General features: G+C 57.8%; 20 protein-coding genes. 10 read left to right on the top strand and 10 right to left on the bottom strand.

The genetic code is table 11. The annotated features are described in order from the left end of the window. Positions 1-100: 100 nt before the first annotated feature. On the top strand, positions 101-1,285 hold the full coding sequence (gene cfaB / locus CRP40_RS06870) for a C17 cyclopropane fatty acid synthase CfaB (protein ID WP_027913317.1): 1,185 nt from the start codon (positions 101-103) through the stop codon (positions 1,283-1,285). A gap of 67 nt (positions 1,286-1,352) precedes the next feature. Here cfaB and cls read toward each other — a convergent pair whose 3' ends face one another. Continuing rightward, positions 1,353-2,792, bottom strand: a complete 1,440-nt coding sequence (cls, locus tag CRP40_RS06865; RefSeq protein WP_027913318.1) for a cardiolipin synthase — start codon at positions 2,790-2,792, stop codon at positions 1,353-1,355. Positions 2,793-2,922: 130 nt separating this feature from the next. On the opposite strand from cls, the gene CRP40_RS06860 reads away from it, so the two are divergent. Beyond that, a complete protein-coding gene (locus CRP40_RS06860; RefSeq protein ID WP_027913319.1) occupies positions 2,923-3,450 on the top strand; it encodes a DUF3617 domain-containing protein in 528 nt (175 codons plus the stop codon). Here the strand turns inward: CRP40_RS06860 and folE2 are convergent. Beyond that, positions 3,434-4,345, bottom strand: a complete 912-nt coding sequence (folE2, locus tag CRP40_RS06855; protein WP_027913320.1) for a GTP cyclohydrolase FolE2 — start codon at positions 4,343-4,345, stop codon at positions 3,434-3,436. The two genes, CRP40_RS06860 and folE2, sit on opposite strands and share 17 nt — an antisense overlap. Before the next feature lie 223 nt (positions 4,346-4,568). On the opposite strand from folE2, the gene zigA reads away from it, so the two are divergent. Genes zigA through CRP40_RS06840 form a run of 3 tightly spaced genes read left to right on the top strand, consistent with a single transcriptional unit; the run spans position 4,569 to position 7,406 of the window. Beyond that, positions 4,569-5,777: a zinc metallochaperone GTPase ZigA gene (gene zigA / locus CRP40_RS06850; protein ID WP_027913321.1), complete on the top strand. Its 1,209-nt coding sequence runs from the start codon at positions 4,569-4,571 to the stop codon at positions 5,775-5,777. Further along, positions 5,774-6,394 (top strand): DUF1826 domain-containing protein, encoded by a 621-nt coding sequence (locus CRP40_RS06845; protein ID WP_027913322.1) that lies wholly within the window; start codon positions 5,774-5,776, stop codon positions 6,392-6,394. The genes zigA and CRP40_RS06845 overlap by 4 nt, the downstream gene beginning before the upstream one ends. Before the next feature lie 40 nt (positions 6,395-6,434). Further along, positions 6,435-7,406, top strand: a complete 972-nt coding sequence (locus tag CRP40_RS06840) for a CobW family GTP-binding protein (protein ID WP_027913323.1) — start codon at positions 6,435-6,437, stop codon at positions 7,404-7,406. Here CRP40_RS06840 and CRP40_RS06835 read toward each other — a convergent pair whose 3' ends face one another. After that, the gene (locus tag CRP40_RS06835; protein WP_023532824.1) at positions 7,407-7,799 is read right to left on the bottom strand and encodes a DUF3301 domain-containing protein; all 393 of its coding nucleotides are present in this window, start codon (positions 7,797-7,799) and stop codon (positions 7,407-7,409) included. Between the two features lie 119 nt (positions 7,800-7,918). On the opposite strand from CRP40_RS06835, the gene pdxY reads away from it, so the two are divergent. After that, positions 7,919-8,791, top strand: a complete 873-nt coding sequence (gene pdxY, locus CRP40_RS06830) for a pyridoxal kinase PdxY (protein WP_027913324.1) — start codon at positions 7,919-7,921, stop codon at positions 8,789-8,791. On the opposite strand, the gene CRP40_RS06825 is transcribed toward pdxY, so the two are convergent. Continuing rightward, positions 8,788-9,273 carry an acyl-CoA thioesterase gene (locus CRP40_RS06825; protein ID WP_023532667.1) on the bottom strand — a complete coding sequence of 162 codons (486 nt, stop codon included), beginning with the start codon at positions 9,271-9,273 and terminating at the stop codon, positions 8,788-8,790. The two genes, pdxY and CRP40_RS06825, sit on opposite strands and share 4 nt — an antisense overlap. A 330-nt stretch (positions 9,274-9,603) precedes the next feature. On the opposite strand from CRP40_RS06825, the gene CRP40_RS06820 reads away from it, so the two are divergent. After that, positions 9,604-11,364 carry a cation:proton antiporter gene (locus tag CRP40_RS06820; RefSeq protein ID WP_027913325.1) on the top strand — a complete coding sequence of 587 codons (1,761 nt, stop codon included), beginning with the start codon at positions 9,604-9,606 and terminating at the stop codon, positions 11,362-11,364. Positions 11,365-11,440: 76 nt separating this feature from the next. On the opposite strand, the gene CRP40_RS06815 is transcribed toward CRP40_RS06820, so the two are convergent. The 5 genes from CRP40_RS06815 to zwf all read right to left on the bottom strand — a co-directional run bounded on the left by CRP40_RS06815 (position 11,441) and on the right by zwf (position 17,313). Continuing rightward, positions 11,441-11,848, bottom strand: coding sequence for an SMI1/KNR4 family protein (locus tag CRP40_RS06815; protein ID WP_023532298.1), 408 nt, complete (start codon positions 11,846-11,848; stop codon positions 11,441-11,443). Between the two features lie 280 nt (positions 11,849-12,128). Next, positions 12,129-12,983 (bottom strand): Tim44 domain-containing protein, encoded by an 855-nt coding sequence (locus CRP40_RS06810; RefSeq protein ID WP_027913326.1) that lies wholly within the window; start codon positions 12,981-12,983, stop codon positions 12,129-12,131. Positions 12,984-13,149: 166 nt separating this feature from the next. After that, positions 13,150-15,336 (bottom strand): DNA helicase II, encoded by a 2,187-nt coding sequence (gene uvrD / locus CRP40_RS06805; RefSeq protein WP_027913327.1) that lies wholly within the window; start codon positions 15,334-15,336, stop codon positions 13,150-13,152. Positions 15,337-15,473: 137 nt separating this feature from the next. Then, positions 15,474-15,788 (bottom strand): hypothetical protein, encoded by a 315-nt coding sequence (locus CRP40_RS06800; RefSeq protein ID WP_027913328.1) that lies wholly within the window; start codon positions 15,786-15,788, stop codon positions 15,474-15,476. Positions 15,789-15,870: 82 nt separating this feature from the next. Beyond that, complete coding sequence (gene zwf / locus CRP40_RS06795) at positions 15,871-17,313, bottom strand: glucose-6-phosphate dehydrogenase (RefSeq protein WP_027913329.1); 1,443 nt, start codon at positions 17,311-17,313, stop codon at positions 15,871-15,873. A gap of 104 nt (positions 17,314-17,417) precedes the next feature. Here zwf and hexR point away from each other — a divergent pair, with 104 nt between their 5' ends. Then, positions 17,418-18,284: a transcriptional regulator HexR gene (gene hexR, locus CRP40_RS06790; RefSeq protein ID WP_023532857.1), complete on the top strand. Its 867-nt coding sequence runs from the start codon at positions 17,418-17,420 to the stop codon at positions 18,282-18,284. Positions 18,285-18,406: 122 nt separating this feature from the next. Continuing rightward, positions 18,407-18,625, top strand: coding sequence for a hypothetical protein (locus tag CRP40_RS22155; RefSeq protein ID WP_080992801.1), 219 nt, complete (start codon positions 18,407-18,409; stop codon positions 18,623-18,625). Here the strand turns inward: CRP40_RS22155 and CRP40_RS06780 are convergent. Beyond that, positions 18,567-19,529, bottom strand: a complete 963-nt coding sequence (locus tag CRP40_RS06780) for a LysR family transcriptional regulator (protein ID WP_027913330.1) — start codon at positions 19,527-19,529, stop codon at positions 18,567-18,569. The genes CRP40_RS22155 and CRP40_RS06780 overlap by 59 nt on opposite strands. Positions 19,530-19,719: 190 nt before the next feature. Here CRP40_RS06780 and CRP40_RS06775 point away from each other — a divergent pair, with 190 nt between their 5' ends. Beyond that, positions 19,720-21,135 carry an acetyl-CoA carboxylase biotin carboxylase subunit gene (locus CRP40_RS06775; RefSeq protein WP_027913331.1) on the top strand — a complete coding sequence of 472 codons (1,416 nt, stop codon included), beginning with the start codon at positions 19,720-19,722 and terminating at the stop codon, positions 21,133-21,135. The last annotated feature ends 10 nt before the right edge of the window (positions 21,136-21,145 follow it).

Genomic DNA, 21,145 nt, shown 5'->3' with positions numbered 1-21,145 from the left:
AACTTTCGTTTTACAGACAGCTCCTACAGATGGTCTACGCTGAACCGGTGGCTTTCGAAATGTCTTGGGTCTTGCCCCGTACATGGGAAGGAAGGGTTACATGCTTGCTCAGCTTCCGCCGGCTTTGCAGAGTCTACACCTGCCGTTGCGTCTCAAATTGTGGGACGGCAACCATTTCGACCTGGGCCCCAGCCCGCAAGTGACCATCCTGGTCAAGGAGCCTCAGCTCATCTCCCAACTCACCCATCCAAGCATGGATGAGTTGGGTACTGCTTTCGTGGAAGGCAAGCTCGAACTCGAAGGCGACATCGGTGAGGCCATCCGTGTCTGCGATGAACTCAGCGAAGCACTGCTACCCGATGATAGCGATCATGCTCCCCAGCGCCTGGCGCATGACAAGCGAACCGATGCCGAAGCTATTTCCTACCACTACGATGTGTCCAACGACTTTTACCGGTTATGGCTGGACCAGGACATGGTTTATTCCTGCGCCTATTTCCGTGAGCCGGACAATACGCTGCAACAGGCCCAGCAAGACAAGTTCGATCATCTGTGCCGCAAGCTGCGCTTGGCTGCCGGTGACTACTTGCTGGATGTGGGGTGTGGGTGGGGCGGTCTGGCGCGCTTTGCGGCACGTGAATATGGGGCGAACGTGTTGGGCATCACGTTGAGCAAAGAGCAGCTAAAGCTGGGCAGGGAACGGGTGGAGGCCGAGGGCCTGGCCGACAGCGTAGACCTGCAGATTCTTGATTACCGTGACCTGCCACAAGACGGGCGCTTCGATAAGGTCGTCAGCGTAGGCATGTTCGAGCATGTAGGTCATGCCAATCTGCCGTTGTATTGCAAGACGCTGTTCGGCGCAGTACGCGAAGGCGGCCTCGTCATGAACCATGGCATCACGGCCAAGCATGTGGATGGCCGCCCGGTGGGTCGGGGGGCTGGAGAGTTCATTGACCGTTATGTGTTCCCCCACGGCGAGCTGCCCCACTTGTCGATGATCAGCGCCGCTGTCTGTGAGGCAGGGTTGGAAGTGGTGGATGTGGAAAGCTTGCGCATGCATTACGCCAAGACCCTGCATCACTGGAGCGAGAACCTGGAAAACCAACTGCACAATGCAGCTGCGCTGGTCCCTGAAAAAACATTGCGTATCTGGCGCCTTTATTTGGCAGGTTGCGCGTACGCGTTCGAGAAAGGCTGGATCAACCTGCATCAGATATTGGCGGTCAAACCCTACGCGGATGGCCACCATGACCTGCCTTGGACGCGTGAGCACCTTTACCGCTAGCGCCTACCAAAGGTGTGGCCAAGCGTGACCGACCTCACTTCAACAGTGAGGTCGTCCTTGGCGCGCCTTACAATACCGGTGAAATCAACCTTGCGATGCGCATGCCCACTTGCTGTAACCGATGGGTGGCCTCTGTTTCCTCGACCGTAATCTCCCGCGCGTTGGCAAAGTCTTTGTTGAGCATGCGTTCGACCGTATCGGCGAATGCCTTGTCGATGGTGAGCAACGTGATCTCGAAGTTGAGACGGAACGATCGATTATCGAGATTGGCGCTGCCGACAGCACTTATGTCGTCATCCACCAACACGACCTTCTGGTGCAGGAACCCAGGTTGATAACGGAACATGCGAACACCGGCGCGCACCGCTTCGAATGCGAACAGGCTGGAGGCGGCGTATACGATCTTGTGGTCCGGGCGAGACGGGATCAGGACACGCACATCTACACCGCGTAGTGCCGCCAAACGCAGGGCGGCGAATACCGCTTCATCGGGTACGAAATACGGGCTGGTTATCCAGACTCGATGCTTGGCCGAGTGGATTGCTTCCAGAAAGAACAGCGAGCAGGTTTCCTTGGAGTCTGCAGGGCCGCTGGCCAATGCCTGGCACAGCACGCCGTCATCGGGGTAGGTGTCCTGGAGGATCAGGGGAGGCAATTGCCGGGTTACCCAGTACCAATCTTCAGCGAACGATTCCTGTAGGCACGCTAGCACTGGCCCGCTGATTTGCACGTGTGTATCTCGCCAGGGTGAAAGCTTGGCGTTGGCCCCCAGGTACTCGTCGCCGACATTGTGACCACCTACAAAGCCGACCAACCCATCTACCACGACGATCTTGCGGTGATTGCGGAAGTTGACTTGAAGGCGATTGAACAGGCCCCGACGGGTAGCGAATGCATGTATTTGCACACCTCCCGCACGAAGCTGCTGGCTGTAGTGGCGGGGCAGGGAATGGCTGCCGACACCGTCATACAATACAAACACCTGAACGCCTTCGGCCGCCTTGCGCAACAGCAACTGTTGTAATGCTCGCCCAAGGTCATCGTCATGGATGATGAAAAACTGCACCAGTACGACGCGTGTCGCTTTATCGATGGCTTCGAAAACCGCCTCGAACGTGCGCTTGCCGTCAATCAACAGCTCGACCTGATTATTGGCCAGACATGGCATTCGACTGAGTTTGGGCATGGCGCGCAAAGCGGCGTAGCTATCCGATGCGCGCGCGGCCAGCGCTTCTTCGACCCATGGGCGCCAATTCAAACTGGCCATGGCGACATGCATTTCCTGATTGGCTTGGCGCCTGGCCTTGATGTAGGCATTGAAAGAGCGCGCACCGAATATCAGGTAAGGGATAAGCGTCAGGTAGGGAATGAAAAAAAGTGGCATTGCCCAGGCAATGGCGCCTTGAGCAGTACGGACTGTGAACAACGCATGCAGCGCGGCGATAATACCCAGCAGATGAATCACGCCGAGTAGGTAGCCAAAAAAAAGGGGGCTGTGGTAATCCATATGCATCCTGCTCGTTGAATACACCTTAGGTAACAGAACACGAACGTGGTTCGCCTGCAACAAGCGGTTCGTTTCAACGTCTAACCCAAACATCGTCGGGATGACCGACATTTCCAGGAGTGTGATTTCCATGAAAATTCGTATGCCGTTGCTGGCGCTGGCCTTGTGCGCAGGCAGCGTCACAGCCCAGGCCCAGATGCTTCAACCCGGCTTGTGGGAGCTGACCACCAGCAATATGCAGGTCGACGGTAAGCCGCTACCTGATATGGATTTCATGCTCAGCCAGTTGAAGAACCTACCGCCCGATCAACGGGCGATGATGGAAGGCATGCTTGCCAAGCAAGGTGTCACTGTAGGTGGTAAAGGGGTGCGCTCCTGCCTCACCCCTCAGCAGGTGGCAACCAACGACATTCCGCTGCAGGATCCAAAGTCCGGCTGCACTCAGAAGATCACTGACCGCACCGGTAACGTTTGGAAGTTTCAATTCAGCTGCCCCAAAGCCCAGGGTAATGGCCAGGCCACCTTCCTGAGTGACAAGGAGTTCACCACCCAAGTGAGTGGCACGTTCAATGCGTCCGGTGTTCAGCAGCAGGGCAGCATGAACACACGTGCGGTATGGCTGGGCAATGATTGCGGTACGGTCAAGCCTCGGACGTAATGCTCCATTGCCACTGGGCAGTTGCTACGGCGTCGTGGGCATGTAGACTTTCAGCATGTTCCACGCGCATCTTGAACCCTTGAATCCATTCGATAGTGCTTAGCGCTTGATACAAGCGCCTCACCGCGTCCTCGCAAAACATCAGGTTCTGTCCGTTCGCCAACGCAAATGCTTGTTCATCGGCGCGCTTTACCGCAGTTTGTACCGCAGTGCCCAAGGCCTGCTCGGCCTTATCTATGACCTCGGTTATGGGAAGCTCAGGATGATTATCCTCAAGCCTAACGCTTATCTTCGCCATGCTCCTCTGGCTGTGAGGCGTTGCTACGATGCCATCCGAAGTCCCCAACCATGCCAATACCTCTTCGCTGTCCAAAGTTCCTGAGCCGAATCGAGCGTGGAACTGTTGCTGGATAAGCTGTCGAGCGAGCGCCGCCGAGCATGGGCATGTGGACGAATAAGGCACCAAAACAGATAGTTCCACGTGGAACATTTCACGTTCGATCCGTGCATCGATCTCGACGTCATAGCTTTTCCACCCAGCTAGAGGGCTAACCAGGGCAGGCCGCCTGAGTAAGTGTTGGAAGCTCAGGCACATATATGCCGCAGATGATTGCCCAGCATGGCTGCTGAGAAAATTCGCCAAAAGGCGACGTAGCGATAGCGGGCGCAGCGGCTCATGCTCAAGATCGTCAAGCGCTAGGTACAGACGCGACATGTGTATGCCGCGTGATCTGCCATCAACCAGATTCACGCCAGCATCTACTGTAGCCGCTACCTGACGACCTCCAATCTGCATTGGCATGGCTATCCCACACATCCCTACCCAGTCCAACGGTGTGGTGGAATTCAAGTGCTGTGCAGCGACGTCAGGAAGCTGGGGCTGGAATTGGGACATGGGATTTCCAAGGCTATGCGTGTATGTGGAACATTGGGTCCACTGCTGATGGGTCGTGTGAGGTAACGGCAGAGCCGTTGGTACTGCGCTGTGAAATGAGCTGGTCAATTCCCAGTTCACCGCACCGAGCATTCGTCAGGAACCGCTTGGCTAAATTGTATTGTTACTTTATAACATTATGCAATGCATCGTTTCGAATGCGCCTGTGTGATGAGGTTTTGCCATGTCCAATCGTCTTCCTGTCACTGTGCTCTCCGGTTTTCTGGGCGCAGGCAAAAGCACGCTTCTCAACCATGTGCTGCGCAATCGCGAAGCGCTTCGTGTCGCGGTTATCGTCAATGACATGAGTGAGATCAACATTGACGCCAGCGAAGTTCAGCGCAATGTCACCCTTAACCGCGCCGAAGAAAAGCTGGTGGAAATGAGCAATGGCTGCATCTGCTGCACGTTGCGTGAAGATCTGCTTGAAGAGGTTGCACGGCTGGCCGAGGCGGGGCGCTTCGATTACCTGCTGATTGAATCGACCGGTATCTCAGAGCCGTTGCCTGTGGCTGAAACCTTTACCTTTCGTGATGAGCAAGGCCGCAGCCTGTCGGATCTGGCGCGTCTCGACACCATGGTCACCGTGGTGGATGCCTTGAATTTCATGCGGGATTACCAAGCCGCAGAGAGCCTGGAAAGCAGTGGCCAGACATTGGGGGATGACGATGAACGTTCGATCAGCGACTTGCTGATCGAGCAGGTAGAGTTCGCTGACGTGGTGCTGTTGAGCAAAATCGATCTGGTTAGTCAGGCCGAGCGGGAGGAGCTTTCAGCTATCCTCCGGAGCCTGAACCGCCGAGCCCAGATCATTCCCATGGTCATGGGTCAGGTTCCCCTTGGCAGGATTCTGGACACTGGCTTGTTCGACTTCGACCAGGCGGCGCAAGCGCCTGGCTGGCTGAAGGAGCTGCGCGGTGAACATACACCGGAAACAGAAGAATATGGCATCCAAGCCACTACCTGGACCGCACGCCGGCCTTTTCATCCGCAGCGGTTCCATGACTTTGTACACACACCCTGGAGTAATGGCCGGTTACTGCGTTCCAAAGGGTTCTTCTGGTTGGCGAGCAAATATAAAGAAGCGGGCAGTTGGTCCCAGGCAGGCGGCATGATGCGCCATGGGCTGGCGGGTCGTTGGTGGTGTTTCGTTCCCCGTGAACAGTGGCCTGAGGATGTGGATAACGTTGCTGCCATTCTTGAGCATTGGTTACCGGATACTGGCGACTGTCGGCAGGAATTGGTGTTCATAGGGCAAAATATGGACGTGGCGAAATTATCCACAGCCCTTGATCAGTGCCTGTTGACGGATGAAGAAATGGCACTCGAGCCCATGGGTTGGCTGCGTTTTCCTGACCCATTCGGCCCCTGGGACGAACAGGTGGCAGCGTGAGTAAGTCAGTGGCTGTGGATATCCGTCAGGTATTTGGCCAGACGCCTCAGGCAATGGCGCAAGTCCTGCAGGATGGTGTCAACCTCGCAGTCTGGCAGCGACAGCTCCCCCCTCAGCTTCAAGACTTCTCAGAAGTTGTGGCGAGGCTTGGAGGATCGATAACAGACCAGCGTGTGATCGATGTCGACGAACATCAGGCCCCAGTGATTGAGGAGCTGCTGTACGAGGCTGTGGATATCCGCGGCTATGACGCTTTTGTCGCGGATGTCACGTGGTTGGTTTCGGCTTATAGCTGTTTGCTTGGAGCGCATCGCGTAGGTTTGCGCATACGTGCACTGACCAGTCCGATGTGCCCACGCTTTCATGTGGATAACGTTCCACTGAGGCTAATTACCACTTACGCGGGTCCGGGGAGTGAATATCTACCGGAGGAGGCAGTAGCGCGAGCTGCGTTGTCCACAGGCAATGCTGCTGTGGATAAGGTGATGCGACTGAATACAGGTGACGTTGCCTTGTTCAAGGGCGAGCGCTGGGAGGGCAATGAAGGCGCAGGCGTCGTACATCGTTCCCCGTCAGGTCCACCGCGACTGTTGCTTACGCTTGACTGGCTAGCCTGACAGCGCATAGTTGAGCAAACCGCCTGCTTGAAGAACCATCATGCTTCGCAATATTCCCACCCATGTCATTGCTGGCCCGCTGGGGGCCGGCAAAACGACGGTGATTCATCACCTGCTACAGCAAAAGCCTGACCACGAGCGCTGGGCCGTATTGGTCAATGAATTCGGGGCAGTAGGGCTGGATGCGGCACTCTTGTCCACAAGCCAGAACGGTATCTCTATCGCCGAAGTCGCAGGAGGCTGCTTGTGCTGCGTCAATGGGGTTCCGTTCCAGGTAGGGCTGGGTAGGCTTCTGCGCCAGTGCAAGCCGCACAGACTGTTCATAGAGCCCTCCGGGCTGGGCCATCCTCTTCAATTGCTTGATCAATTGGCCCAAGCGCCTTGGACTAATGTGCTGACAATTCAGCCGTTGATAGTCGTCACCACACCCGCATCTCTGCGCAGTGGCAGGCCGTTACCGACGGCTCAATCAGCCGCGTTGGAAGCCTGTGAAACCCTGGTTATCAATAAGTCGGAGTCTGTGGATAAAGATTTTAAGCTGTTGATAAATAAAGAATTCCCAGGGAAAAGGCTGATATGGACGATGCAAGGTCAGCTTCCTTTCAATAGTCTGCCTGTCTATCAAAACAAGATTGTTGACAGCCCTGATAGCGATATCGGGATTGTCGACAATCCACCGAAGGCCATGCGTGCTCTTTGGGCGGACCGGCGCGAGCCGATACGCCAGGTAGTTCAAGGAGAGGATGGGTGGAGCATAGGCTGGCGCTGGCACCCCCAGCAGCGCTTTTATCCACAGGCCATAGATGAGCTATTGAAGTCGCTGAAGTGGAGGCGTGCCAAGGGTGTTATCCACACAGCACAAGGCAGATGCTCGTTCAATGCACTCGAAGGCAAGTTGGCGCCCTGGCAGCCCAGTGAATGGACAGCCGACAGTCGCCTGGAATTGATTTTCGAGAGGCCTCAGCCTGTGGACGAGTTGGAAGCCCGCTTGCAGAGCTGCCTTATGCCTTGATCAGTTGTGCCAACGGTCATGTTGCTGGCGCCACTGCTGCATTTCGATCACATTGTCCGCCCGCGGGGGCGTCTTGATTTCGAAGGGGTAGGGTGCCAGCTCTATCTGCATGCTGTGCGCGCCGAACTGAGTCACGGTACCAGGGTGACGTTGCTCCCCTGTCACGGTAAATTCGAAGCCATAGAGACGTGCCAGGCGCTTGCGACCCTTGGCATCACGCACGAAGGCAATACGTTTGAGCGCGACGGCGTCATCGAGCAACTGAAGGTCAAGCTTTGCGCAATGCTGTTTGACCCTTTCCAAGGCCTTCTCGCGCAGACCGTGGTTGTGCCACAGCCAAGCGCCTGCCGTGGCCATCACCATCAGGACTAACAGGTTCTCCAGGGTCAACATGTGCGTAGGCTCCCAACCGATCGATTCAGCTTAACTGCGTCCCTGGCCTGTCGTACAGGTGGCAATCACGTTCATACTGCGCGTTGCATGATTCTTGAACAGCTTTGGAAATGACTCGCATGAAACGTACCCCGCACCTGCTCGCCATCCAGTCCCATGTGGTGTTCGGCCACGCCGGCAACAGCGCTGCGGTATTCCCCATGCAGCGTATCGGCATCAATGTGTGGCCGCTCAACACGGTGCAGTTCTCCAATCACACTCAGTATGGCCAGTGGAGCGGAGACGTGCTTGCTCCAACGCAAATTCCAGCGTTGGTGGAAGGCATTTCCAACATCGGTGAGCTGGGGGAGTGTGATGCCGTGCTCTCGGGCTACCTCGGCAGTGCCGAGCAGGGGCGCGCGATTCTGGAAGGCGTGGCGCGAATAAAGGCCGTCAACCCGAGGGCGTTGTACCTGTGCGATCCAGTCATGGGCCATCCTGAAAAGGGGTGCATCGTATCGCCACAGGTTAGCCAGTTTTTGCTGGAACAAGCGGTCACAAAGGCTGACATCCTGTGCCCTAACCAGCTGGAGCTGGACAGCTTCTGTGGCCGGCGCGCGGCATCACTGGAGGATTGCGTAGGCATGACTCGCAGTCTTCTGCTCAAAGGGCCCAAGGTTGTGCTGGTCAAGCACCTGGCTTACCCGGGGCGCGCAGAGGACCAGTTCGAGATGCTGTTGGTGACGGCCGAACACAGCTGGCATTTGCGCCGCCCGCTGCTGGCCTTCCCCAAGCAACCGGTAGGCGTGGGTGACCTGACTTCCGGTTTGTTCATGGCGCGGGTGCTGCTTGGCGACAGCTGGGAACAGGCATTCGAGTTTGCAGCCTCCGCCGTACATGAAGTACTGCTGGAAACTCAGGCCTGCGCCAGTTACGAGCTGCAGCTGATACGTGCCCAGGACCGCATCGCCCACCCGCGCGTACGTTTTGAGGCGAGGTTGTTGAACGCCTAGACGCCGTCGGTTTTCAGGTTCTGATAGCGCTTTTCCAGTTCCTGGCGAATCTGCCGTCGCTGCTGGCCTTGCAGGAATCGGCGTTTCTCTTCGCTACTCTGCGGTTGACGCGGGGGAACCGAAACTGGCCGTCGATTATCGTCCACGGCCACCATGGTGAAAAAGCAGCTGTTGGAATGGCGCACCGAGCGTTCACGGATGTTCTCGGTAACGACCTTGATACCGACCTCCATGGAAGTATTGCCGGTGTAGTTCACCGACGCCAGGAAAGTGACCAGCTCGCCTACATGCACCGGCTCGCGAAAGATGACCTGGTCGACTGACAGCGTGACTACATAGGAGCCTGCATAGCGGCTGGCACACGCATACGCGACTTCGTCGAGGTACTTGAGCAGCGTTCCGCCATGTACGTTGCCAGAGAAATTCGCCATGTCGGGTGTCATCAAGACGGTCATGCTCAGCTGGGCGTTTCCAGGTTCCATAAAATGCTCACGGTAAGAGTGTGCGCAATCGCGCCAAAGGCTAGCAGGCGCTCTGTTCTGTTGAAGCGACAGCCTGCGTTTAACGGGACGCTCCCATGCTTTGAAGCGTCACGCTGTTTATGCCAGTGACGGCCTGATAGCAGTCGATCTGTTTCATCATATTGCATCGACAGTTCATGGGAAGGCGCGATGTTAATCTGAGTACGCCCATGCAACATGGGCACGCTTTCAATGAATACAGTGTGTACTCGCTGCTTGCTTGGGCCCGCCTCGGCGCAGGCGCGACCTGCCCGTTAGCACAGCCCAAGACGAGAGAAGGAGAATCACGTCATGCATGCCATCAGCTTCATTCAGGACCTGGCGGTCATCATGCTGGTTGCAGGCGTGGTCACCATTGTTTTTCACCGTCTCAAGCAGCCAGTGGTGCTCGGTTATATCGTCGCCGGTTTCATCATAGGCCCCCACACGCCCCCCTTCGGCCTGATTCACGACGAAGACACCATCAAAACGCTCGCCGAGCTTGGCGTGATTTTCCTGATGTTTTGCCTGGGCCTCGAGTTCAGCCTGCGCAAGCTGTTCAAAGTTGGCGCCACGGCCTTCATAGCAGCTTTTCTGGAAATTGTATTGATGATCTGGATCGGCTTCGAGATTGGGCGTTGGTTCGGCTGGAACACCATGGACTCCTTGTTCCTGGGCGCCATTCTCGCCATTTCCTCGACCACGATCATCGTCAAGGCCCTCAATGACCTGAAGATGAAGAACGAACGGTTTGCACAGCTGATATTCGGTGTGTTGATTGTCGAAGACATCCTGGGTATCGGCATCATCGCACTGCTGTCGGGTATCGCCGTCAGCGGCACCGTCAGTTCGGGGGAGGTCTTTTCAACCGTCGGCAAGCTGTCCTTGTTCATGATCGTTGCCTTGGTGATCGGCATTCTTCTGGTACCGCGCGTACTGGCTTATGTGGCCAAGTTCGAAAGTAACGAGATGCTGCTCATCACAGTGCTGGGTCTGTGCTTCGGATTCTGTCTGCTGGTCGTGAAACTCGAATACAGCATGGTCCTGGGGGCTTTCCTGATTGGTGCCATCATGGCCGAGTCGCGGCAGTTGTTGAAAATCGAGCGTCTGATCGAACCTGTCAGGGATTTGTTCAGCGCCATATTCTTCGTCGCAATTGGCTTGATGATCGATCCGCAGGTATTGGTCGACTACGCTTGGCCGATTGTGGTCATTACCTTGGCCGTTGTACTGGGCAAGATGCTGTCCTGTGGCATGGGCGCTTTCATCGCGGGAAACGACGGGCGCACCTCGTTGCGGGTGGGTATGGGCCTGTCTCAGATCGGCGAGTTTTCATTCATCATTGCGGCCTTAGGGATGACCCTGCAGGTCACCAGCGACTTCCTCTACCCGGTGGCGGTCGCCGTCTCGGCCATTACCACGCTACTGACACCGTATCTGATTCGTGCCGCTGATCCGCTGTCGATAAAACTGGGTAACGTAGTGCCTGGGCGGCTGGCTCGCGTGCTGTCCTTGTATGGGGAGTGGCTGCGCAACATCCAGCCTCAGGGCCAGAGTGCCCTGATGGCGGCGATGATACGGCGCATATTGTTGCAGGTCGGCGTGAACCTGGCGTTGGTCATCGCCATATTCTTCAGCGGCGGTTACTTCGCAGGGCGGCTTGGCACTTGGCTCAGCCAGTGGATCAGCGATGTGAGCCAGCAGAAGGCGGTGATCTGGGGGGCTGCATTACTGCTTTCGCTACCTTTTCTGATCGCGGCTTACCGCAAACTCAAAGCGCTATCGATGCTGCTGGCCGAAATGGGCGTCAAGCCTGAAATGGCTGGGCGCCATACTCAGCGCGTACGGCGCGTGATTGCTGAAGTCATTCCGCTGATTTCGCTGCTGGTGATCTTTTTGCTGCTGTCGGCGTTGTCGGCGAGCATTCTACCCACCAACGAGCTATTGCTGATCATTGCCATCGTGGCAGCGGTGGTGGTCGCTTTGTTATGGCGTTGGTTCATCCGGGTGCATACACGCATGCAGATTGCGTTACTCGAAACGCTGGAGAACAATCGGGACAACGGCCACTGACCCCAGTGGCGTCTGCTGCAGACGGGCCGTAATCACGGCCCGCAAGGTCCTTCGACCGAGGTGGGGGTGAGGCTGATCAGCTCTCTAGCCACACGTCCCGTGCCCAATGCCAAACCGATTCCCAGCTGTCCTCACCGACGAGTTCCTCATCGGCATCCCACAGCACCACGGTGCCATCTTCCTCGACGCAATAGTAATTGTCGCCATCCTGGCACAGCGGAATCAGTTCCCGAGGCACCCCGGCGTCCCAGGCATTTGCAGCAACGTCCGGGAGGTAGGTGTGTGACTGAGGGTCAGTCACCGTGACAGGTTCCAGCGAGCCATAGACCACATCGCTGACGTTCAGCAGGAACTCCTTGAACACGAACGGAATGTTGATGAACAGCTGCTCTTCGATTTCAACCAACTGATCCTCGTCTGGAAGCTCAAGGGGGACCGGTACTGGCTCGTTGGCTTCACGGAGTTGTTCAATCACTTCTTCCACGATTCACTTCCTCTGACCTAGATGACAACGCTGCGGGTTATACCCTAGTAGTGCGCTATGGCAAAAGCAAAAACCCCGGTAGGCCCGGAATGCTGTTCACTTGAAATGGTTGGGGCCGCTTTACGGCCCATCGCGGCACAAGGCCGCTCCTACATTGACCGCGTGGCACCCGAATTGACGGCATCACGAGACCTTACAGGAGCGGCCTTTTGCCGCGATGGGCTGCAGAGCAGCCCCAAAAGTAATAGCTTACGGATACGCCCGTGGTTTTTGGACCGGATTAACCGTTTTGACGGATACCCGCGACCAGCCAAGGCTGGTTCTCGCCCTTGGCACGTACCATGTGCCAGCTTTCGCTGAACTGTTCACCTTGGTCGAAGCGCGAGTTCTTCGATACGCCGCGGAAGGTGAGAGTAGCGTCAGTACGGTCGTCACGCTCATCGACGCCGTCCAGCTGTACATCGAGGTTGTCGATGTAGGTGGACTGGAAGCCATCACCCAGCTCGGCACGCTCGCGCTTGAGGAACTCAAGCATCTGCGGGGTCACGAACTCGGCGATCTTGTCCATTTCATTGGCGTCCCAGTGCTGCTGCAGCGACTGGAAGTGATTGCGGGCAGCTGCCAGGAAGCTTTGTTCATTGAACCAGGCTGGCGCGTTGATGACAGGCGATGGCGCTGCCGCCGGCGCAGTCGAACCGCCGAAAATGTTTGGCTGTGCAGGCTGACCCTGTGCTTCACGCTGCATGGGGGCATTGCCAGGCATGGCCATGTGTGGCTGCTGCTGACGTCGCCGTGCGGCGATGAAGCGGAACACCAGGAAGGCGATGAGCGCGATGATCAGGAAGTCCATGATCTGGAAGCCTTCGAAGCCGTCACCCATGAACATGGATGCCAGCAGACCACCGGCGGCCAAGCCCGCCAGAGGGCCCAACCAGCGCGAAGCACCGCTGGCGGCGGCCGGTGCGCGGCCAGGAGCGGTCGGCGCGGCGGCAGGCGTGTTCGGCGTAGCTTGACGGGTCTGGTGAATGGGCGCGGAGCCAGCGCTCTTGCCGCCGCCGAATCGCTTGGCGTTGGCGTCCAGGCTCAGCGTCAGGCCGACGCAGAGCGCCAGTGCGATGCTAAGAAAACGTTGCATAAATGGGATATCCCCTGTTGTGGATTGCACGCGCGTCATGGTGCACATGTTCCAAGGCATATGACCAGCGACATAATGTTTCGAGCTTTTGCTTGGTATGACCTATTTGAGCAAGCAACGGCGCAGGCGTTCAAACCTGGGTGCGCCCCTGGGCCGATGCTTGCCTTCAGATGGCTTCAAGCTTGGCGTAGCCCATCATCAACCACTTGCTGCCTTCGGCAAAATTGACCTGTACACGTGCCTGGGCCCCGGAGCCTTCGAAATTCAGGATGACCCCTTCACCGAAAACGGAATGCTGTACACGCTGGCCAAGGCTGAATGCGGTTTCGGGAATATCCGCATTGGCAAACAGGTGGCTGTTGAGGGCGGTCTTCGGGGTGCCGAACGGGCGGCTGACGCTGTTCGACAGACGTACCTCCTGCACCAGACCAGCAGGAATCTCGCGTACGAAGCGAGATACCTTGTTGTAGGTTTCACTACCGTACAGCCGTCTTGTCTCGGCATAGGTCATGACCAGCTGATGCATGGCGCGGGTGATGCCCACGTAGGCCAGGCGACGTTCTTCTTCAAGACGACCTGGCTCCTCCAGGCTCATCTTGTGCGGGAACAGGCCTTCCTCCATGCCCACCAGGAACACGTAGGGGAACTCCAGGCCTTTGGCACTGTGCAAGGTCATCAGCTGCACACTGTCCTCGTGCTCGTCAGCCTGCGTATCGCCGGCTTCTAGCGAAGCGTGACCCAGGAAGGCGGACAGTGGGGAGAGGTCGGCGTCTTCTTCGGTCGATTCGAAGTTGCGCGCTGCGCTAACCAGTTCCTCAAGGTTTTCCACCCGTGCCTGACCCTTTTCACCTTTTTCTTCCTGGTGATAGATGATCAGCCCGGATTGTTCGAGGGTGGTTTGCGTCATGGTATGCAGCGGCATGTCTTCGACTTTGGCTGCAAGCCCGTCGATCAGCTCGATGAATGCACCCAGGGCGCTGGCAGCCCGGCCCTTGAGCGCCTTTGCTGCGATCAGCTGGCACATCGCCTGCCACATCGATACCTGGCTGTGACGTGCATGCTCGCGAATGGCCTCGACGGTTTTCTCGCCAATACCGCGTGGCGGCACGTTGATCACGCGCTCCAGCGCGGCATCGTTACCGCGGCCTTCAATCAGTCGCAGGTAGGCCATGGCATTCTTGATCTCTGCCCGCTCGAAGAAGCGCTGGCCACCATAGATGCGGTACGGAATCCGCTCGCGCAGCAAGGCTTCCTCAAGCACCCGCGACTGGGCGTTCGAGCGATACAGAATAGCCATTTCGTCACGCGCGTTGCCTTGCTTGATCAGGCTTTCAATGGTCTCGACCACATAACGCGCTTCGTCATGTTCGTTGTAGGCGGCGTACAGCGTAATGGGTTCACCCTCACCCATGTCGGTCCACAATTCCTTGCCTAAACGCCCGCTGTTATTGGCGATCAGGGCGTTGGCAGCCTTGAGGATGCCACCGGTGGAGCGGTAGTTCTGCTCCAGGCGGATCGTCTCGGCATCTGGGAAGTCGGCCGTGTACTGGTGGATGTTCTCGATCTTCGCCCCGCGCCAGCCGTAGATCGACTGATCGTCATCACCCACCGCCATCAGGCTGTCACCACCGCGGGCCAGCAGACGTAGCCAGGCGTACTGCACGGCGTTGGTGTCCTGGAACTCATCGACCAGTACGTGACGGAAGCGGCGCTGGTAGTGGGCCAACAGGCCTGGGTGATCGCGCCACAAATCCAGGGCGCGCAGCAGCAATTCGGAAAAATCGATGACACCCGCGCGCTCGCAGGCCTGCTCATAGGCGGTATAGACGTCGCGCATGGTGGTCAAGAACAGGTCGCCGCCTGGCTGAATGTGCTGCGGGCGCAGGCCTTCGTCTTTCTGGCCGTTGATGAACCATTGAGCCTGGCGTGCCGGCCACTTCTGTTCGTCCAGCCCCAACTCGCGCATCACCCGTTTGACCAGGCGCTGCTGATCGTCGCTGTCCAGAATCTGGAAGTTCTGCACAAGCCCCGCTTCCTGCCAGTGAGCACGCAAGAGCCGATGCGCCAGACCGTGGAATGTCCCCACCCACATTCCTGCAGGGTTGATGCCCAACAGTTGCTCGATCCGGTGGCGCATTTCCGCAGCAGCCTTGTTGGTGAAGGTCACCGACAGGATCGAATGCGGCGATGCCTGCTCCACCTGGATAAGCCAGGCGATGCGGTGCACCAGCACACGTGTTTTACCGGAACCGGCGCCAGCAAGCACCAGTTGACGCCCGACCGTGGCCGCTACAGCCTGGCGTTGGGCGTCATTGAGGGAATTCAGCAGGAGGGAGAGGTCATCTGTGCTCATCTCGACATTCTAGGGGGAGGCCGAGCCAGGGGCAAACACCTACTGTATAAATGTTCACCTTCATCCCCTGCCGTTCATCGCGACCATCGCGCCCGGCTCAAGCCAAGGCTCGATCCTGGGCGTACGGGCCGCCTACATCAGTTGGGCGCTTGAATGTCCTCGATGGCGATCCGCAGGTTGTCACTTCCGTGAATGATTTCCAGCGTCTTGAAACCGCTCGCGCCCTCATGGACGTACTCAACGGTCTTTTCGGTCATCACTGACATGGCGATGACACCGGTGTCTACCAGCTTGAGTTCCAGGACCTCCCAGCCACCTCGGTGGCGTCTGACCGGTTCGACCAGCACTGGTTCGTACGCCGGGCTGGGAACGGTGACGACGCCGTGAACCCTGAAGGACGTTTGGCCGCCAGCGGTTTGGTTGTAAGCAACGAAGTTCTTGAGTGTGCTCATGGGAGCCTCCTTGATGATAAGTAGCGCAAACGCGCATCGCTACTGTCGCTGCTTTCAAGGAAACCTTCGATTGGGCAACGCTTCATGCATGCCAGTGTCTGCCGTGTCGGGCCAGTAGGCTATTGGCCTGCTCCGGGCCACTGCTCCCGGCAGGATAGGAGCGCGGGGCCTGGAAATGCTCCTCCCAGCCTTCGATGATGGGGTCAATCCACGCCCAGGCAGCTTCTACTTCATCCCGGCGCATGAACAAGGTCGAATCGCCTTCGAGTACGTCCAGCAGCAAGCGTTCGTAGGCCTCCCAGCGGCGCGTCTGGCTGAAAACCTGGGCCAGGTTCAAGTCCAGATCGACCGGCTCCAGGCGCATGCCCTTGCCTGGGGTCTTGGTCATCATCCGCAGGCTGATCCGCTCGTCTGGCTGCAACTGGATCAGTAGCTGGTTCACCTGACCCCCTTCGAACAGTTCGTGCGGAACGGGTTTGAACTGGAGCACAATTTGCGAAGAACGCCTTGCCATGCGTTTACCTGTACGCAAATAGAACGGCACCCCGGCCCAGCGCCAGTTGTCGATGTGTGCTTCTATGGCGACAAAGGTCTCGGTGTCGCTGTCATTGTCGACGTCTTTTTCGAAGTAGTACGCGCATACCTCCTGACCGCCGATGTGCCCGGCACCGTACTGACCTCGAACGGTTTTCTCCTGAACGTCTTGCCCAGTAATCGGCTGAAGCGCCCGCAGTATTTTCACCTTCTCGTCACGCACTGCCTCCGCCTCGAACTGGGCCGGCGGTTCCATGGCTACCAGGCAGAGCAGCTGGAGCAGATGGTTTTGCAACATGTCGCGCATTGCGCCTGCACGATCGTAGTAGCCGCCACGGTTTTCTACGCCCAGCGTCTCGCCGACACTTATCTGGACGTGATCGACCTGGCCGTTGCGCCAGACGGGTTCGAGCAGTGCGTTGGCGAACCGCAGCGCCATGAGGTTCTGTACGGTTTCCTTGCCCAGGTAATGGTCGATACGAAAAACCTGTCGCTCTTCAAATACCGCTCCGATCGCTTCGTTGATGGCAGTGGCCGACGACAAGGACTGACCGATCGGCTTTTCCAGCACGATACGTGCTTCGCTGTCGGCGAGACCGGCGATGTGCAGATGACTTGCAATGGGAGCGAACAACGAAGGCGCGGTGGCAAGGTAGAAGATCCGCATCAGGCCCCCTGGCTCACCCAGGTAGCGCGCCAGCCGAACGAAATCAGCACTCTGTGTCGCATCCATCGCGAAATAGTCGACCCGTGCACAAAACCGACGCCAGATTTCTTCGTCAAAGTCGCGGCGAGCGATTTGTGCCCGACAATGTCGCTCTGCAAGTTTGAGGTAGTCATCGCGCAGCAGGTGGCGTCTGGCCAGGGCGATTATCCGCACGGCTGGGTCCAGACGGCTTTCGCGAAACAGGTGGTAGAGCGCTGGCAGCAACTTGTGCAGGGCCAGGTCACCCGTGCCACCGAAGACCAGAATGTCGCAAGGAATAGTCAAACCACCACGCTCCACGTTCGTTTAACTGGGCGGGTTGCCGTCCATGTAGTATAACTACAAGAAAGCTACAACCCGGCCAGTCGATCATAACCCGAGTCCAGCCCGTGAATCTGTTGCAACATATCGCCCAATCGCGCCACCTGCTGCGCAAATCGGAACTGAAAGTGGCCGATCATGTGCTGCTGGACCCAGCCGCCGTCATGCACAGCTCGATGGCAGACCTGGCCCACAGTGTCGGCATCAGTGAACCGACCATTGTGCGTTTTTGCAGGGCCATCGGGTGCTCGGGTTTCCAGGACCTGAAGTTGAAACTGGCGCAGAGCCTGGCCGCCGGGGCCAGTTTTGGTCAGTTCGCTATTCATGAAGACGACTCCGTCGCCGATTACAGCCTGAAGATATTCGACACGACCTTGCATACCCTGATGGAGGTACGCGAGCACCTTGACCCACAGGCGCTGCAGCAGGCCGTCAGCGCCATGGCACAGGCGCAGCGTGTGGAGTTCTATGGTTTCGGCGCATCCGGGGCCGTGGCAGCAGATGCCCAGCACAAGTTCTTCCGTTTGCTGCTCAGCGCGGCGGCGTACTCCGACCCGCACATGCAGGCCATGTCTGCGGTGACGCTCAAGCCTGGCGATGTGGCGGTGTGCATTTCGCAATCAGGCCGTTCGAAGGACTTGCTGATCACGGCCAACCTGGTCCGCGAAAGCGGCGCCAATCTGATCACGCTGTGCCCCAGCCAGACCCCGTTGGCCGAACTGTCCACGGTCAACCTGGCCATTGACGTTCACGAAGACACCGAGATCTATACGCCCCTGACCTCGCGCATTGCCCATCTGGTGGTCATCGACGTGCTGGCCATGGGCGTTGCCATGGCGCGCGGGCCAAGCCTGGTCAACCACCTCAAGAGCGTGAAGCGCAGCCTGCGTAGCCTGCGACTGTCGCCCAAGTCGATCAAGGCTCATGACGACTGAGGCCTGCTTCGGTTCTTCGAGTAGAAGCCATCATCGGTCACGACGCTGTCATCATCGCGCCTCCAAACGGTAAAACCGCTGGGTCAGTCTGAGCCTTCCGCATCCTTTCTGGGAATCAGGCAATGGCTCGTGACCACGACGGTATCTACCAACCTAACGCCAAGGCTCGCAAGCAGCAGGAAAAGGACCAGCGACGCATGGCGTATCGCCGCGCCATCGAAAGCTACTGTGACCAACGGCAGCTCCTGCGTGATGTCGCCGATTACCCTGACTTCGAAGGGCTCACTGCCTGGCAGACAGCGGCACCGACTGACCTGAAAATCGCTCGACCAATGCGCTGATCAGTGACCGCTCGCTGCGTATGAACGCCTGAAAGGCGAGTGCGACCGGCGATTGCCGCTTGGCCTTGGATTGAACGACGCACCAGCTGCGGTACAGCGGTAATTCTTCGACGGGCAGTTCGATTAGGTTTCTCGTGGCCAGCTCCATGTTCACGGCATGGCGGGTCAACAACGCGATGCCCAGCCCGGCGATCACGCATTCACGCTGGGCATCGGCCGAGGCCACTTCGAGGGTTTGCGTGAAGTGCACGCGCTTTTCCTTGAAATATTCCTCACAGGCCTTGCGTGTGCCTGAGCCTTGTTCGCGTACCAGCAGCGTGTGGGGCTCGAGGTCCTGCAGGCGCAGCTGCGGCAGCCTGCACAGGGCATGCTCGGGCGGTGCGACGGCGATGATCGGGTTGTTCAGGAACGGCAGGAAGTCCAGCCCCATGTCCTGCGGCACCATGGACATGATGATCAGGTCATCACGGTTATCGGACAGCCGCCTGATGGCCTGTGCCCGGTTGACCACGGTCAAGGTCAAGTTGACCTCCGGATGGCGCTGCTTGAATGCCGCGAACAGATGCGGCACGAAGTACTTGGCGCTGGACTCGATCGCCAGCTTCAACTGCCCTTGCAAAGACCCCTGCATGTCCGACAACTGCATATCCAGGCTTTCCAGACGCCCGAAGATGTCGTGACTGGCGCGTTGCAGCGCTTCGGCGGCTTCCGTGAGGTACAACTTCTTGCCCACGTATTCGAACAACGGCTGGCCAATCAGCTCTTCGAGTTGGCGGATCTGTAGACTAACGGCGGGTTGCGTGAGTGCCATCTCTTCGGCCGCGCGGCTATAGGAGCGAAGGTCACACACCTCATTGAAGATCTGCAACTGGCGCAATGTCATACGCATCAAGGACTTACGCATTTTATTCGTCTCGTCGGCAATACCTTGTAACTTCACTATAAGCTTTTGCTAATACTGTCCCTAACAAATATTGATTTTTGTTTATCGACCTACAGCGCTAGGGTGAATCTGCGACTGGCCAAACAACAACGGGTCACGCGCCGACCGGTAGAACCGTGTCGACTGTTCATACGGCTTTGGGAAGAATCCAGTGATAAAAAAAATCCTGATCGCCAACCGAGGTGAAATTGCAGTTCGGATCGTGCGCGCTTGCGCCGAAATGGGCATCCGCTCGGTAGCGATCTTTTCCGACGCCGACCGGCATGCGCTGCATGTAAAGCGTGCAGACGAGGCTTACAGCATTGGCGCAGAGCCACTGGCCGGTTATTTGAACCCGCGCAAGCTGGTGAACCTGGCCGTGGAAACGGGCTGCGATGCCCTGCACCCTGGCTATGGTTTTCTCTCGGAAAACGCGGAGTTGGCCGAGATCTGCGCCGAGCGCGGGATCAAGTTCATCGGGCCCGCTGCCGACGTCATTCGCCGCATGGGCGACAAGACCGAAGCGCGCCGCACCATGATCGCCGCAGGCGTTCCGGTCACCCCTGGCACAGAGGGTAACGTCGCCGACATTCACGAGGCGCTCAGTGAAGGCGACCGCATTGGTTATCCGGTCATGCTCAAGGCGACGTCGGGCGGTGGCGGCCGTGGTATCCGCCGCTGCAACAGCCGTGAAGAATTGGAGCAGAACTTCCCGCGTGTGATCTCCGAGGCCACCAAGGCATTCGGTTCGGCAGAAGTGTTCCTGGAAAAGTGCATCGTCAACCCCAAGCACATCGAGGCGCAGATTCTCGGCGACAGCTTTGGCAACGTCGTGCACTTGTTCGAGCGCGACTGCTCCATCCAGCGGCGTAACCAGAAGCTCATCGAAATTGCTCCGAGCCCTCAACTCACGCCCGAGCAACGCGCGTACATCGGCGACCTGGCAGTGCGTGCAGCCAAGGCGGTGGACTACGAGAATGCCGGTACCGTGGAGTTTCTGCTGGCCGATGGCGAAGTGTACTTCATGGAAATGAACACACGCGTGCAGGTCGAGCACACCATCACCGAGGAAATCACCGGTATCGATATCGTGCGTGAGCAGATCCGCATCGCATCGGGCCTGCCCCTGTCGGTGAAGCAGGAAGATATCCAGCACCGTGGTTATGCCCTGCAGTTTCGGATCAATGCCGAAGACCCGAAGAACAACTTCCTGCCCAGCTTTGGCAAGATCACCCGTTATTACGCGCCGGGTGGCCCAGGTGTACGTACCGATACCGCCATTTACACCGGCTACACCATTCCACCGTTCTACGACTCGATGTGCCTGAAGCTGGTGGTGTGGGCATTGACGTGGGAAGAGGCCATGGATCGCGGCCTGCGGGCCTTGGATGACATGCGCGTTCAGGGGGTCAAGACCACCGCGGCGTACTACCAGGAAATCCTGCGTAATCCGGAATTTCGTAGCGGTCAGTTCAACACCAGCTTCGTTGAGACCCACCCGGAACTGACCAACTATTCGATCAAGCGCAAACCCGAAGAGCTGGCCCTGGCCATCGCTGCCGCCATCGCCGCCCACGCAGGCATTTGAATACAGCTGC

Source organism: Pseudomonas sp. URMO17WK12:I9 (assembly GCF_900230165.1).
Lineage (GTDB): Bacteria > Pseudomonadota > Gammaproteobacteria > Pseudomonadales > Pseudomonadaceae > Aquipseudomonas > Aquipseudomonas fulva.
This window is presented reverse-complemented; position numbering and strand designations above follow the sequence as displayed.

Excerpts from the sequence above, each read along its gene's own strand:
- CRP40_RS06840 (WP_027913323.1), top strand. The coding sequence starts at position 6,435 with ATGCTTCGCAATATTCCCACCCATGTCATTGCTGGCCCGCTGGGGGCC.
- folE2 (WP_027913320.1), bottom strand. The coding sequence starts at position 4,345 with ATGTCCCAATTCCAGCCCCAGCTTCCTGACGTCGCTGCACAGCACTTG.
- CRP40_RS06835 (WP_023532824.1), bottom strand. The coding sequence starts at position 7,799 with ATGTTGACCCTGGAGAACCTGTTAGTCCTGATGGTGATGGCCACGGCA.
- CRP40_RS22155 (WP_080992801.1), top strand. The coding sequence starts at position 18,407 with ATGGCTCGTGACCACGACGGTATCTACCAACCTAACGCCAAGGCTCGC.
- uvrD (WP_027913327.1), bottom strand. The coding sequence starts at position 15,336 with ATGAGCACAGATGACCTCTCCCTCCTGCTGAATTCCCTCAATGACGCC.
- zigA (WP_027913321.1), top strand. The coding sequence starts at position 4,569 with ATGTCCAATCGTCTTCCTGTCACTGTGCTCTCCGGTTTTCTGGGCGCA.
- CRP40_RS06860 (WP_027913319.1), top strand. The coding sequence starts at position 2,923 with ATGAAAATTCGTATGCCGTTGCTGGCGCTGGCCTTGTGCGCAGGCAGC.
- CRP40_RS06800 (WP_027913328.1), bottom strand. The coding sequence starts at position 15,788 with ATGAGCACACTCAAGAACTTCGTTGCTTACAACCAAACCGCTGGCGGC.
- pdxY (WP_027913324.1), top strand. The coding sequence starts at position 7,919 with ATGAAACGTACCCCGCACCTGCTCGCCATCCAGTCCCATGTGGTGTTC.
- CRP40_RS06825 (WP_023532667.1), bottom strand. The coding sequence starts at position 9,273 with ATGGAACCTGGAAACGCCCAGCTGAGCATGACCGTCTTGATGACACCC.
- cfaB (WP_027913317.1), top strand. The coding sequence starts at position 101 with ATGCTTGCTCAGCTTCCGCCGGCTTTGCAGAGTCTACACCTGCCGTTG.
- CRP40_RS06820 (WP_027913325.1), top strand. The coding sequence starts at position 9,604 with ATGCATGCCATCAGCTTCATTCAGGACCTGGCGGTCATCATGCTGGTT.
- CRP40_RS06810 (WP_027913326.1), bottom strand. The coding sequence starts at position 12,983 with ATGCAACGTTTTCTTAGCATCGCACTGGCGCTCTGCGTCGGCCTGACG.
- CRP40_RS06780 (WP_027913330.1), bottom strand. The coding sequence starts at position 19,529 with ATGCGTAAGTCCTTGATGCGTATGACATTGCGCCAGTTGCAGATCTTC.
- cls (WP_027913318.1), bottom strand. The coding sequence starts at position 2,792 with ATGGATTACCACAGCCCCCTTTTTTTTGGCTACCTACTCGGCGTGATT.